A 13009-nucleotide genomic window follows, 5' to 3' on the forward strand; every position below is an offset into this window, starting at 1 on the left:
TAAACCGGTCTACACACGGGATTGGACGTACTTCGGCAGCCTTGGCGGGATTGGGACTTTACCGGTTGAGGAAAGCGCTGTCAGAGTGCCGAATCAGCCAACTCGCACGTGCTCTTCCGTCCCGAGAACGGAGTTGACGCACATGAACCGCCGTACGCACCGAAGCCCCATCCTCGCCACGGCCGCGGGAGCCGCCCTGCTGCTCGCGGGCTGCACCGGTACGGGAGGCTCGACCAAGGGCGCCGACGCCAAGGCGCCCGACGACCCGGCGAAGGTGAGCGGGACCATCACTGTCCTCACCCAGCGGACCGACCTCGTGCAGGACGGCACGATGAAGAAGTACGCCGCCGAGTTCAACAGGACGTATCCGAAGGTGAAGGTCAAGTTCCAGGCCCTCACCAACTACGAGTCCGAAGTCAAGATCCGTATGAACACGGAGAACTACGGCGACGTCCTGATGATCCCCGGGGTGATCAAGAAGAGCGACTACCCGAAGTTCTTCGCCTCGCTCGGCACCCGGGAAGAGCGTGCCCAGAAGTACCGGTTCACCGACTTCACCACCGTCGGCGGCAAGGTCTACGGCCAGAGCCCGATCGGCGTGACCCCCGGCTTCGTCTACAACAAGCGGGTCTGGAAGGAGGCCGGCGTGACCCAGTGGCCCACCACCCCCGCCGAGTTCCTCGACGACCTGAAGGCGATCAGGTCGAAGACCGGCGCGACCCCGTACTACACCAACTTCGCCGCCCAATGGCCGCTGACCTCCTGGACGTTCGTCAACGGCTCGGTGCACTGCGACACCCGGGCGACCACCAAGCTCGCCGACGGCGACCCCTGGGCCGCGGGCGCGGATCTGCGAGTCGGCGACCAGCTGCTGTACGACATCGTGCACGACGGGCTTGCCGAGAAGGACCCGACGACCACCAACTGGGAAGCCTCCAAGCCCCAGTTGGCCAAGGGGAAGATCGCCACGGAGTGGCTCGGGACCTGGGCGGTCATCCAGTTCCAGGACGCCGCGAAGAAAGCGGGCACCGACCCCGGCGACATCGGCTTCATGCCCTTCCCGGCCCAGGTCGACGGCAAGTTCTGCGCGGTCGTCGGCCCCGACTACAACCAGGCCGTCAACATCCACTCCGCGCACAAGGAGGCGGCCCGCGCCTGGATCGACTGGTTCACCGACAAGTCCGGCTACGACAAGGACAACCTGGCCATCTCCCCGCTGAAGGACGCGCCCCTGCCCACCGTCCTGAAGCCGTACGAGGACGCCGGCGTGAAGCTGATCGAACTCGACGACTCCGCGGGCGCCAAGGTCAAGCTGATCGACGACCAGTCCGAGGTCGGCATCAACAAGCCCGACTACCGCCAGGACCTGGTCGACCTCGCGCGCGGCGCGAAGAGCGGCAGCCTCGACGGCTTCCTGAACGGCCTGGCCAAGAAGTGGACCGAGGCCCAGAAGAGCGTGGGGTCGGGGTCCTGATGACGGACACCACTCAGCAGGCGGCCCACCGGGACATCACCGCCCCGGCCGGACCGGCCCCCGCCCCGGAACCCGCACCGCGCCGGGTGCGGGTCTGGCGGACGGTGACCCCCTGGCTGTTCCTGCTCGCCCCGCTCGCCCTCCTGATCACCTTCACCTACGCGCCGATCGCCAACATGGTCGCGTACAGCTTCACCGACTGGGACGGCGTCAGCCCGGAACTGCACTACACGGGCACCGGGAACTACACCGAACTCTTCACCCGCCCGGACCTCTTCGAGGTCTTCTTCGTCAGCGGCTACTACCTGGCCGCCTCCGCCGTCCAGATCGTCGCCGCCCTCTACTTCGCGACCGTCCTGAGCTTCGACGTCCGCTTCCGGAACTTCTTCAAGGGCGTGCTCTTCTTCCCGTACCTGATCAACGGGGTGGCGATCGGCTTCGTCTTCCTCTACTTCTTCCAGGACGGCGGCACCCTGGACTCGGCGCTGAGCCTGTTCGGCGTGCACACCCACCACGCCTGGCTGGGCACGCCCGTCTCGGCGAACCTCTCCCTCGCGGGCGTCTCCGTCTGGCGCTACCTCGGCCTGAACTTCGTCCTCTTCCTCGGCGCGATCCAGTCCATTCCGGGGGAGCTGTACGAGGCGGCCGAGCTGGACGGCGCGAACCGCTGGCAGCAGTTCCGCCACATCATCGCGCCCGGCATCAAGCCGGTGGTGACCCTGACCGTGATCCTCTCGGTCTCCGGCTCGCTGTCCGCCTTCGACATCCCGTACATCATGACCGGCGGCGCGACCGGCACCGAGACCTTCGTGATCCAGACCGTGAAGCTGGCCTTCCAGTTCAACAAGACCGGGCTCGCCTCGGCGGCCGCGGTCGTCCTGCTGCTGATCGTGCTGGCGGTGACCTGGCTGCAACGGCGGCTCGTACCCGACTCCGCCGACAACAGGATGGACCTCGTATGACACGCCGTATCGTCGCCCGCACCCTGGTGTACCTGTCGCTGATCACCGCGACGGTCGTCGTCCTGCTCCCACTGGGCGCCGTCCTCCTGACGTCCCTGAAGACCCCGGACGAGATGGCGAACGACAGCGGCGCCCTCACCGCACCCCACGACCTGCTCAACGTCCACAACTACGTGACCGCGTTCCAGGACGGCCGGATGCTCCAGGCCTTCGGCAACACGGCCTTCATCCTGCTCTTCGCCATCGGCGGCACCGTCCTGATCGGCTCGATGACGGCCTACGCCATCGACCGCTTCACCTTCCGCTTCAAGAAGCTGGTGGTGACGCTGTTCCTGCTGGCCGCGCTGGTCCCCGGCGTGACCACCCAGGTGGCCACCTTCCAGATCGTCAACAGCTTCGGCCTCTTCGACACCCGCTGGGCCCCGATCCTGCTCTACATGGGCACGGACATCGTGTCGATCTACATCTTCCTCCAGTTCGTCAGGTCGATCCCGATCTCCCTCGACGAGTCCGCCCGTCTGGACGGCGCCAACGCCTTCACGATCTACCGCAAGATCATTTTCCCGCTGCTGAAACCCGCGACGGCGACCGTGGTGATCGTGAAGGGGATCACCGTCTACAACGACTTCTACATCCCCTTCCTCTACATGCCGTCCCAGGATCTTGGCGTGATCTCGACGTCCCTGTTCCGCTTCCGCGGCCCCTTCGGCGCCCACTGGGAGACGATCTCGGCCGGAGCGGTACTGGTGATCCTGCCGACCCTGATCGCCTTCCTGGCCTTGCAGCGCTTCATCTACAACGGCTTCATGAGAGGCGCGACGCGCTGACGCGCCCTGAAGGGGCGCGGGGCTGTATCGATATGCGGCTCCGCCGCGTGGGCGCGAGCAACCACGACCAACCCGCGGCCGCCGCACAACAGAACTCCGACGACGCCTAGGCCCCCGCCGCAGCCAGCGCGGCGACAAGCACCGGAGTCACCAGCTCGACCTGCCACGCCCGCGCCCCGTACCCGGACAGCGCGGCACCGACGGACTCCTCGTCCACACTCTTCGGCGGCTCCCAGCAGAGCCGCCGCACCGTGTCCGGGGTGATCAGGTTCTCCTGGGGCATGCTGAGCCGCTCGGCCAGCGAGGACACCCCCGCCCGAGCCGCCGAGAGCCGCGCCGCCGCGGTCGGGTCCTTGTCCGCCCAGGCCCGAGGCGGCGGTGGTCCCGCGACCGCCTGACCCGGCTGCGGCAGCTGCGCCTCGGAGAGCGCCTTGGCGCGATCCACCGCGGTCTGCCACTGCTCCAGCTGCCGCCGCCCCATCCGGTGCCCGAAACCGTTCAGTCCGGCCAGGACGTGCACATTGGCGGGCAGGGAGAGCGCCGCCTCCACGATGGCGGAGTCACTGAGCACCTTGCCCGGTGACACGTCCCGCCGCTGGGCGATCCGGTCCCGTGTCTCCCACAGCTCGCGCACGACGGCGAGCTGACGCCGGCGGCGCACCTTGTGCATGCCGGACGTACGGCGCCAGGGGTCCTTGCGCGGCTCGGCGGGCGGCGCCGACGCGATCGCGTCGAACTCCTGCCGGGCCCACTCCAGCTTGCCCTGCCGGTCCAGCTCCTTCTCCAGCGCGTCGCGCAGGTCGACGAGCAGCTCGACGTCCAGCGCGGCATACCTCAGCCACGGCTCGGGCAGCGGCCGGGTCGACCAGTCGACGGCGGAGTGGCCCTTCTCCAGTACGAAGCCCAGGACGCCCTCGACCATCGCGCCGAGGCCGACCCGCGGGAACCCGGCGAGCCGGCCGGCCAGCTCGGTGTCGAACAGGCGGCTGGGGATCATGCCTATCTCACGCAGGCAGGGCAGGTCCTGGGTGGCCGCGTGCAGCACCCACTCGGTGCCGGACAGCGCCTCGCCGAGTCTCGACAGGTCGGGGCAGGCGACGGGGTCGATCAGCGCGGTCCCGGCCCCCTCGCGGCGCAGCTGCACCAGGTAGGCGCGCTGTCCGTAGCGGTAGCCGGAGGCGCGCTCGGCGTCGACGGCGACGGGGCCGGTGCCCGCGGCGAAGGCGGCGACCGCCTCGGCCAGCGCGGCCTCGTCGGCGATCACCGGGGGAATGCCCTCGCGGGGCTCGAGCAAGGGGACCGGCGCCGCCGTCTCAGAAGATCCGCCGTCGTCCGGAGGGGTCCCTCCGGTGGTGCGCAGTGGCATGTCTGCTGCGGTCTCTTGGGCGTCGGTCACATGTCAAGGGTATCTGTGTGTGGACAGCGCCCGTCGACGGAACGTTCCGTCGACGGGCGTCGGAGGGTCGTAAACCAGTCAGGAATCGGTCAGGCGGGTGAAATGCCTGGTTCACATGGACGAACCGTTATGAGGTCAGTGGATGACGGTCAGTGGGTGAGGTTCAGTGCGTGAGGGTCAGTGGATGATCCCGGTACGCAGGGCCACCGCCACCATTCCGGCCCGGTCGCCCGTGCCGAGCTTGCGGGCGATGCGGGCGAGGTGGCTCTTGACGGTGAGGGCGGACAGGCCCATCGAGACGCCGATCGCCTTGTTGGACTGGCCCTCGGCGACCAGGCGCAGCACCTCGACCTCGCGGCCGGACAGCTCGCGGTAGCCGCCCGGGTGGCTCGGGGCGCCCGGGGGACGGCGGTGCATTCGGGCGGCGGCGCCGATGGGGGTGGAGCCCGGTCGGGAGGGGAGCCCGATGTTGGTGCGGGTGCCGGTGACGACGTAGCCCTTGACCCCGCCGGCCAGGGCGTTGCGTACGGCGCCGATGTCGTCGGCGGCGGACAGCGCCAGGCCGTTGGGCCAGCCCGCGGCGCGGGTCTCGGACAGCAGGGTCAGGCCGGAGCCGTCGGGAAGGTGGACGTCGGCGACGCAGATGTCGCGGGGGTTGCCGATGCGGGGACGAGCCTCCGCGACGGACGAGGCCTCGATGACATCGCGCACACCGAGCGCCCACAGGTGGCGGGTGACGGTGGAGCGGACGCGCGGGTCGGCCACGACCACCATGGCGGTCGGCTTGTTCGGGCGGTAGGCGACCAGGCTTGCGGGCTGCTCGAGGAGAACGGACACCAGGCCTCCTGGGGTGGGGGGAAGGGGCCGGCTCGTGGGGATGAAGCCGGGACGAACCGTGATTTCAAGGTCACAGTCGTCTTCGGCACCAAACCCGTCCGCCTTTAGGGAATGATCACGATCCAGTGAGTAACAATCCGTGCAATTCGGACACGCGGTCGATCATCCGAAGACCGAGTGGGTTCGAGCGGGTGCGATTCGGGTTCCGAAAGTGGCCGTATCGACAAAGAGATGGTCAACGAAGGGTGAGTCGCGTGCCTGCCGGGCAGACAGCAACGCCCCGCCGGCGGTGCCGACGGGGCGGAGGACCTGCGGGGGTCAGCGGGGCTGCGGCCCCCTGCGCTGCGGCAGGGTCACCACGGACGCGTCACCGGGGGCGGCCGGCGGCAGGCCCGCGACCTGGGCCAGCAGATCGCACCAGGAGGCCAGATGGGCGGCGGTGTCCGGGACCCCGCCCAGGCCCTCGCGGGGCGTCCAGGAGGCGCGGATCTCGATCTGCGAGGCCGCGGGCCGCTCGGACAGCCCGCCGAAGTAGTGCGAACTCGCCCGCGTGACGGTGCCGCTCGGGTCGCCGTACACGAGCCCGCGCGCCTGGAGGGCGCCGGTCAGCCACGACCAGCACACCTCGGGCAGCAGCGGATCGGCCGCCATCTCCGGCTCCAGCTCGGCCCGCACCAGCGTCACCAGCCGGAAGGTGCCCCGCCAGGCGTCGTGCCCGGCCGGGTCGTGCAGCAGCACCAGACGGCCGTCGGCGAGGTCCTGGTCGCCGTCGACGACCGCGGCCTCCACGGCGTACGCGAAGGGGGCGAGCCGCTGCGGGGCGGGCGTCGGCTCCACCTCGATCTGCGGCCGCAGCCGGGCGGACCGCAGCGCCTCGACCGCGGCCCGGAAGGCCGGCGGAGCCGTACTGCCCGTATGCCCCTCGGCCTCCTCCGTCTCTTTCGCGTCGTCCATTCCGCCAGCGCCGTCCGACAGTCGTCCCTGAGCCGCAGCCATGCGGGGAAGAGTAAGGGGAACGAGGGCATCGTGCGGGGCAGACACCCCGCACCGGCGGTCGCCGGACCCAGGCAGAGGCCCCGGCACCGCCGTGCGAGACTTTCCCCGTGAGTGCCAACGACACCGCCCACGGGACTTCCACGGGCCAGCAGCCGACGCGGCCGTCCGCGACGTACGACTCCGCCTTCCTCAAGGCGTGCAGGCGCGAGCCCGTGCCGCACACGCCCGTGTGGTTCATGCGGCAGGCCGGGCGCTCCCTGCCGGAGTACCACAAGGTGCGTGAGGGCATCGGGATGCTGGAGTCCTGCACGCGACCCGAGCTGGTCGCGGAGATCACGCTCCAGCCGGTGCGCCGGCACGGCGTGGACGCGGCGATCTACTTCAGCGACATCGTCGTACCGCTGAAGGCCATCGGTGTCGACCTCGACATCAAGCCCGGCGTCGGCCCGGTCGTCGAGCAGCCGATCCGTACCCGTGCCGACCTCGCCCAGCTGCGCGACCTCACCCCCGAGGACGTCTCCTACGTCACCGAGGCGGTCGGCCTGCTCACCCGCGAGCTCGGCAGCACCCCGCTGATCGGCTTCGCCGGCGCGCCGTTCACCCTCGCCAGCTATCTCGTCGAGGGCGGCCCGTCCCGTACGTTCGAGAACGCCAAGGCGATGATGTACGGCGACCCGGAGCTCTGGGCCGACCTGCTGGACCGCCTCGCGGACATCACCACCGCGTTCCTGAAGGTGCAGATCGAGGCCGGCGCCTCCGCGGTGCAGCTGTTCGACTCCTGGGCCGGAGCGCTGGCCCCGGCCGACTACCGCCACTCGGCGATGCCCGCCTCGGCGAAGGTCTTCGAGGCTGTCGCCGGGTACGGCGTCCCGCGCATCCACTTCGGCGTCGGCACCGGCGAGCTGCTGAAGCTCATGGGTGAGGCCGGCGCGGACGTCGTCGGCGTCGACTGGCGCGTCCCGCTGGACGAGGCCGCCCGCCGGGTCGGCCCCGGCAAGGCGCTCCAGGGCAACTTCGACCCGGCCGTCCTGTTCGCCGGCCCCGAGGCCGTCGAGGCCAAGGCCCGCGAGGTCCTCGAGACGGCCGCGGAGCTGGAGGGCCACGTCTTCAACCTCGGCCACGGAGTCATGCCGTCCACCGACCCGGACGCGCTGACCCGGCTCGCGGAGTACGTGCACACGCGGACCGCCCGCTGACCTACCAGGTCTGCCAGGCCTGCCGGGGCCGGGCCCGCCTGCCGAACAGCAGGCCGCGCGGCTCCGGCGGGGGCGGGGTGCCGGGCTTGAGCGGCCAGGCGAGCAGCATGCCCGCGAGGAAACCGACGACGTGCGCCGAGTAGGCCACCGTGCCGACGCCGGACACGCCGTGCCCGGAGGAGTACACCGCCTGGAGCCCGAACCAGAAGCCCAGCACCAGCCAGGCGGGCAGCCGCAGCGGCAGGAAGATCAGGAACGGCACCAGCACCCACACCCTGGCCCTCGGGTAGAGCACCAGATAGGCGCCCAGGACCCCGGCGATCGCCCCGGACGCGCCGATCAGCGGGTCGCCGCTGTCGGCGTTGAGCAGCGCGAAACCGTATCCGGCCGCGTAGCCGCAGACGACGTAGAAGAGGAAGTACCGGACGTGGCCCATCCGGTCCTCGACGTTGTTGCCGAAGATCAGCAGGAACAGCATGTTGCCCAGCAGGTGCAGCCAGCTGCCGTGCAGGAACATCGCGGTGAACACCGACAGCGGCGGTGACTTGTCGTAGCGTGGCGCCCCCACCACACAGCCCGGCCCGTGCGGGCCCACCCCCACGCCCCCGGTCGGGACCATCCTCGGCAGCTGATGGTGGATCAGCTCCCTGGGGACGGCCGCGTAGTGGTCCATGAAGGCCTGGAGGTGGCACAGCTGGGCCAGATCGCTGCCCCCGGCCACGGATCCGGCTATGCCGGGCGTGGTCAGGAACACGAGGACGTTAGCGGCGATGAGCGCGTATGTCACCCAGGGGGTACGGCGCACCGGGTTCACGTCATGCACGGGGATGACCACACGAAATTACTGCCCGGGATGCGGCGGACGAATCGGTGAACGCCGCCGCGGAGGTGTGCGTATCTCTCCTCAACCGACGTGAGGATCAGGCGATGAACGACCGAATCACCCCTCCGATGCACGCCACACCCGACGGCGAGGCGGAGATCTCCCTCGTGGTGCGGCTCCCCTGGGAGGACGTCGCACGGCTCGGCCAGGAGGCGGGGCGGCTGGCCTCGCAGATGCAGCGGCCGGTGACGCTGGACGAGGCGGTGAGCCACCGGCTGCGGTCCACGAGGGCGTCCGCGGCCCATGCCAAGCCCGCGGGGGAGCAGCCCGCGGCCACGACGTCCAGCACCTCGGTGACCTCACTCCCGAGGATCAGCGGCACCGCCTGAGAGCCCGTGTCGCACAGCCGCTAACCGGCACTCGCACGCACCTTCGCCGCCGCCTTTCTCGCCGCCACCAGTACCGGGTCCCACACCGGTGAGAACGGCGGGGCGTAGCCCAGGTCCAGGGCCGTCATCTGCTCGGCCGTCATGCCCGCGGTGAGGGCCACCGCGGCGATGTCGACCCGCTTGCCCGCGCCCTCCCGGCCGACGATCTGCACGCCGAGCAGCCGTCCCGTGCGGTGCTCGGCGATCATCTTCACCGTCATGGGGGAGGCGCCGGGGTAGTAGCCCGCGCGGCTGGTCGACTCGATGGTCACCGTCTCGAACCTGAGGCCGACCCGGCGGGCGTCCTTCTCGCGCAGGCCGGTGCGGGCGATCTCCAGATCGCAGACCTTGCTGACGGCCGTGCCGACCACGCCCGGGAAGGTGGCGTAACCGCCGCCGGCGTTGGTGCCGATGACCTGGCCGTGCTTGTTGGCGTGGGTGCCGAGCGGGACGTACTGCTCCCGGCCGGAGACCAGGTTCAGCACCTCGACGCAGTCACCGCCGGCCCAGATGTTCTCGTGCCCGCGCACGCGCATGGCGAGGTCGGTGAGCAGGCCGCCCCGGGCACCGAGGGGGAGGCCCGCCGCGGCGGCGAGCGTGGTCTCCGGGCGGACGCCGATGCCCAGGACCACGATGTCGGCGGGGTATTCGGCCTCCTCCGTGACCACCGCGCGGATCCGGCCGTCCTCACCGGTGAGCAGCTTCGTCACCTCGGCGTCGTTGACCATGCTGATGCCGAGACCCTCCATGGCCTGGTGCACCAGCCGGCCCATGTCCGGGTCCAGGGTCGACATGGGCTCCGTGCCACGGTTGACGACCGTCACCTCGAAGCCGCGGTCGATCAGCGCCTCGGCCATCTCCACACCGATGTAACCGGCACCCACGACCACCGCACGGCGGCCACGCGTGCGTTCCAGCGTGTCGAGGAGGGCCTGACCGTCGTCCAGGGTCTGCACGCCGTGCACACCCGGAGCGTCCACGCCCGGCATGTCCGGGCGGACCGGGCGGGCTCCCGTGGCGACGACGAGCTTGTCGTACGACGTCCAGGACTCGGCGCCGGAATCGACGCCACGCGCGCGTACCCGCTGCCCGGCCACGTCGATCTCCATGACCTCGGTGCGCATGCGCAGGTCGATCCCCCGCGCGCGGTGCTCCTCGGGAGTGCGCGCGATCAGCCGGTCGCGTTCGGGCACGGCACCGCCCACCCAGTACGGGATCCCGCACGCCGAGAAGGAGGTGAAGTGGCCGCGCTCGAAGGCCACGATCTCCAGTTCCTCCGGGCCCCGCATCCGGCGTGCCTGCGACGCCGCGGACATCCCCGCGGCGTCGCCGCCGATCACGACCAGTCGTTCCGTCCCGTCCCGCCCACCGTTCATGCTCATGCGAACACGCTACGGGCACGCCGGATTTCGGGCCCGCTCAGCCCTTGTCGTCCGGCTCGGCCGCGGGCTGCGGTGCCGCGGGCCGGGGCACCGGACGGGCCGTCGGCAGCGGCCCCGGTGCGGCCGGCGCCGGTGCGGCGGCGGCGCGCGGCAGCCGGGGGCGTACGACCCGCAGCCACAGCAGCGCCAGCAGCGCGGCCAGGGCCGCGAACGGCAGCACCGCGCCGAGCGTCAGGGCGATCCAGCGCAGCATCGTGACGAACGCGTGCCAGCCGCCCGCCAGGGCGTCCGTGAAACCGGGGGAGTCGTCCCCGGCCGCCTTCCGTGCCGGCGTCCGCGACAGCGACAGGGTGATGGTGGCCAGGCTCGTGCGGTCCTTCAGGGACGCCTGCTGGGCGAGCAGCGCCTCCAGGTCCGACTCGCGGCTGCTCAACTCCCCTTCCAGGGTGACCACGTCGCTGAGCTTGCCGGCCCGGTTCATCAGCTCCCGGATCCGGGCCACGCTGGCCCGCTGCGACGTGATGCGGCTGCCCACGTCCACCACCTGGTCGGTGACGTCCCGCGCCTTGGCCGTGCGGTGGATCAGCCTGCCCGAGCCCTCCAGGTCCGTGAGGACCGCGTCGTACTTCTCCGTGGGCACACGCAGCACGACCCGGGTGCGCTCGTGACCCGCGGAGTCCCGGCTGGTGGTTTCGTCGCCGACGTAGCCGCCCGCGTTCTCGGCGGTGGCACGGGCCTCGTCCAGCGCCTTGGCCACGTCCTTGACCTGCACGGTGAGGGAGGCGGTGCGGATGATGCTGCTCGCGGTGAGCCTGGGGGCCTTGGCGGGGGCGTCGGCGCCGCGTGCCTTGCTCCCGGACGCGCCGCCCCGGGCGACGCTGCCGCTGTCGGCCTTGCTGTCGGCGGAGCCGCCGCCGGAGTCGTCCGCGCCGCTGCATCCGGCGAGGGCGAGGGACGCGGCGAGCAGGACGGCGGCCAGGGCCTGAACGGGCCGTGGCAGTGATCGTGATGTGCGCATCTGGCGGTACCCCCGAGGGTTCGTGACGACTGACGTTCCTTCGACGCCCGGACGGCGCGGCGCGTTGGGGGGTGGACGGTTCCGATGAGGTCACGGTCACATCGCACTGGGGCCACAAGGCCCTGGCGCCGCTGTCGGTGACGTCTGAGAGGCTGGAGCCATGAGTGGATCACGTACGGGCGCGGGTCACGTCGTCGTCATCGGAGCGGGCATCGCCGGGCTGGCCGCCGCGCACCGGCTGCTCGGGCGCGGGGCCCGGGTGACCGTGCTGGAGGCCTCCGACCGGGTCGGCGGCAAGCTGTTGCCCGGCGAGATCGCGGGCGTGCGCGTCGACCTGGGCGCCGAGTCGATGCTCGCGCGCCGCCCCGAGGCGGTGGCCCTCGCGCGCGAGGCCGGCCTGGCCGACCGCCTCCAGCCGCCGGCCACCGCGACGGCCTCGATCTGGACCCGAGGCGCCCTGCGCCCCATGCCCAAGGGCCACGTCATGGGCGTCCCCGGCACCGCCGCAGCCCTGACCGGCGTCCTGTCCGACGAGGGCCTCGCCCGCATCGAACGCGACGCCGACCTGCCCCGCACGGAGGTCGGCGAGGACGTGGCGGTGGGGGAGTACGTGGCGGCGCGGCTGGGCCGCGAGGTCGTCGACCGCCTGGTCGAGCCGCTCCTGGGCGGGGTGTACGCGGGCGACGCGTACCGCATCTCGCTGCGCTCGGCCGTCCCCCAGCTCTTCCAGGCCGCCCGCACCCACACCTCCCTGACGGAGGCCGTCCGCGAGATCCAGGCGAAGGCCGCCGCCAGCCGGCAGACGGGCCCGGTGTTCATGGGCATCGAGGGCGGCGTGGGCCAACTGCCGCTCGCGGTCGCGGAGTCGGTGCGCCGGCGGGGCGGTGAGATCGTCACGGGGGCCCCGGTGGGCGAACTGCGCCGGGAACCCGGCGGCGGCTGGCGGGTGGCCGCCGGTGACCGCGTGCTGCGCGCCGACGCCGTGGTCGTCGCCGTCCCCGCCCCGGCCGCCGCCGGTCTGCTGGCCGCCGAGTCGCCGGAGGCCGCCGCCGAGCTGCGGACCGTCGAGTACGCCTCCATGGCCCTGGTCACCCTCGCCTACCGGCGCGCCGAGGCCGCCCTGCCCGACGGCAGCGGCTTCCTCGTCCCGCCCGTCGACGGGCGCACCATCAAGGCCTCCACGTTCGCCTCCCGCAAGTGGGGCTGGATCGCCGACGAGGACCCCGACGTGATCGTGGTGCGCACCTCCGTCGGGCGGTACGCCGAGACGGAGATCCTCGGGCGCGACGACGCCGGCCTGGTCGAGGTCTCCCGGCACGACCTGCGCGAGGCCACCGGCCTGGACGCCGCTCCCCTCGAGACCCGCGTCACCCGCTGGACCGACGGCCTGCCCCAGTACCCCGTCGGCCACCACGCGCGCGTGGCCCGCATCCGCGAGCACGTCGCCAAGCTGCCGGGGCTCGCCGTGTGCGGCGCGCAGTACGACGGTGTCGGCATCCCGGCGTGCATCGCGAGCGCTTACGCGGCGGTGGATGCGATCCACGGCGACCTGCAATGAGAGGGGCAGCGCGCAGCGCTTCGGTTGAGGGTGGTGGTGGGCGACGGACGGGTGTGCAGGAGCTCACCGCCCACCCGGTGCAGAGCCTGCACGGCGGAGCGGGAGAATAGCG

Annotated in this window: 11 protein-coding genes and 1 pseudogene; 6 read left to right on the forward strand and 6 right to left on the reverse strand. The window is 71.4% G+C overall.

What is annotated here, in order from left to right; all coding sequences use genetic code 11:
- The first annotated feature begins 142 nt into the window (after window positions 1-142).
- The 3 genes from ABZ915_RS12630 to ABZ915_RS12640 are packed head-to-tail and all read left to right on the forward strand — an operon-like array spanning window position 143 to window position 3263.
- Complete coding sequence (locus ABZ915_RS12630) at window positions 143-1474, forward strand: ABC transporter substrate-binding protein (protein WP_361800208.1); 1332 nt, start codon at window positions 143-145, stop codon at window positions 1472-1474.
- The gene (locus ABZ915_RS12635) at window positions 1474-2436 is read left to right on the forward strand and encodes a sugar ABC transporter permease (RefSeq protein ID WP_361800211.1); all 963 of its coding nucleotides are present in this window, start codon (window positions 1474-1476) and stop codon (window positions 2434-2436) included. Before ABZ915_RS12630 ends, ABZ915_RS12635 begins: the two co-directional genes overlap by 1 nt.
- Entirely contained in the window at window positions 2433-3263 is an 831-nt protein-coding gene (locus ABZ915_RS12640) for a carbohydrate ABC transporter permease (protein ID WP_361800214.1), read from the forward strand. Before ABZ915_RS12635 ends, ABZ915_RS12640 begins: the two co-directional genes overlap by 4 nt.
- Window positions 3264-3369: 106 nt before the next feature.
- On the opposite strand, the gene ABZ915_RS12645 is transcribed toward ABZ915_RS12640, so the two are convergent.
- From ABZ915_RS12645 to ABZ915_RS12655, 3 genes are all read right to left on the reverse strand, one after another.
- Window positions 3370-4659 carry a ribonuclease D gene (locus ABZ915_RS12645; RefSeq protein ID WP_361800217.1) on the reverse strand — a complete coding sequence of 430 codons (1290 nt, stop codon included), beginning with the start codon at window positions 4657-4659 and terminating at the stop codon, window positions 3370-3372.
- A gap of 177 nt (window positions 4660-4836) precedes the next feature.
- The gene (locus tag ABZ915_RS12650; RefSeq protein WP_361800220.1) at window positions 4837-5496 is read right to left on the reverse strand and encodes a response regulator transcription factor; all 660 of its coding nucleotides are present in this window, start codon (window positions 5494-5496) and stop codon (window positions 4837-4839) included.
- A 318-nt stretch (window positions 5497-5814) separates the two neighbouring features.
- Window positions 5815-6492 (reverse strand): DUF3000 domain-containing protein, encoded by a 678-nt coding sequence (locus ABZ915_RS12655; protein ID WP_361800223.1) that lies wholly within the window; start codon window positions 6490-6492, stop codon window positions 5815-5817.
- Between the two features lie 107 nt (window positions 6493-6599).
- On the opposite strand from ABZ915_RS12655, the gene hemE reads away from it, so the two are divergent.
- Window positions 6600-7688 (forward strand): uroporphyrinogen decarboxylase, encoded by a 1089-nt coding sequence (hemE, locus tag ABZ915_RS12660; RefSeq protein WP_361800226.1) that lies wholly within the window; start codon window positions 6600-6602, stop codon window positions 7686-7688.
- Window position 7689: 1 nt separating this feature from the next.
- Here the strand turns inward: hemE and ABZ915_RS12665 are convergent, their stop codons facing one another.
- Window positions 7690-8523: a rhomboid family intramembrane serine protease gene (locus ABZ915_RS12665; protein WP_361800229.1), complete on the reverse strand. Its 834-nt coding sequence runs from the start codon at window positions 8521-8523 to the stop codon at window positions 7690-7692.
- Window positions 8524-8615: 92 nt separating this feature from the next.
- Here ABZ915_RS12665 and ABZ915_RS12670 point away from each other — a divergent pair, with 92 nt between their 5' ends.
- Window positions 8616-8900 (forward strand): hypothetical protein, encoded by a 285-nt coding sequence (locus tag ABZ915_RS12670; RefSeq protein WP_361800232.1) that lies wholly within the window; start codon window positions 8616-8618, stop codon window positions 8898-8900.
- A gap of 20 nt (window positions 8901-8920) precedes the next feature.
- Here the strand turns inward: ABZ915_RS12670 and ABZ915_RS12675 are convergent, their stop codons facing one another.
- Window positions 8921-10321, reverse strand: coding sequence for an FAD-dependent oxidoreductase (locus ABZ915_RS12675; RefSeq protein ID WP_361800235.1), 1401 nt, complete (start codon window positions 10319-10321; stop codon window positions 8921-8923).
- 37 nt (window positions 10322-10358) lie between these two features.
- Window positions 10359-11339 (reverse strand): DUF4349 domain-containing protein, encoded by a 981-nt coding sequence (locus tag ABZ915_RS12680; RefSeq protein WP_361800238.1) that lies wholly within the window; start codon window positions 11337-11339, stop codon window positions 10359-10361.
- A 160-nt stretch (window positions 11340-11499) separates the two neighbouring features.
- On the opposite strand from ABZ915_RS12680, the pseudogene hemG reads away from it, so the two are divergent.
- Window positions 11500-13007 (forward strand): annotated as a pseudogene (gene hemG / locus ABZ915_RS12685) (protoporphyrinogen oxidase).
- The last annotated feature ends 2 nt before the right edge of the window (window positions 13008-13009 follow it).

The organism is Streptomyces sp. NPDC046915, from assembly GCF_040644935.1.
Taxonomy (GTDB): domain Bacteria; phylum Actinomycetota; class Actinomycetes; order Streptomycetales; family Streptomycetaceae; genus Streptomyces.

Excerpts from the sequence above, each read along its gene's own strand:
- ABZ915_RS12630 (WP_361800208.1), top strand. The coding sequence starts at position 143 with ATGAACCGCCGTACGCACCGAAGCCCCATCCTCGCCACGGCCGCGGGA.
- ABZ915_RS12635 (WP_361800211.1), top strand. The coding sequence starts at position 1,474 with ATGACGGACACCACTCAGCAGGCGGCCCACCGGGACATCACCGCCCCG.
- ABZ915_RS12640 (WP_361800214.1), top strand. The coding sequence starts at position 2,433 with ATGACACGCCGTATCGTCGCCCGCACCCTGGTGTACCTGTCGCTGATC.
- ABZ915_RS12655 (WP_361800223.1), bottom strand. The coding sequence starts at position 6,492 with ATGGCTGCGGCTCAGGGACGACTGTCGGACGGCGCTGGCGGAATGGAC.
- ABZ915_RS12670 (WP_361800232.1), top strand. The coding sequence starts at position 8,616 with ATGAACGACCGAATCACCCCTCCGATGCACGCCACACCCGACGGCGAG.
- ABZ915_RS12675 (WP_361800235.1), bottom strand. The coding sequence starts at position 10,321 with ATGAGCATGAACGGTGGGCGGGACGGGACGGAACGACTGGTCGTGATC.
- ABZ915_RS12680 (WP_361800238.1), bottom strand. The coding sequence starts at position 11,339 with ATGCGCACATCACGATCACTGCCACGGCCCGTTCAGGCCCTGGCCGCC.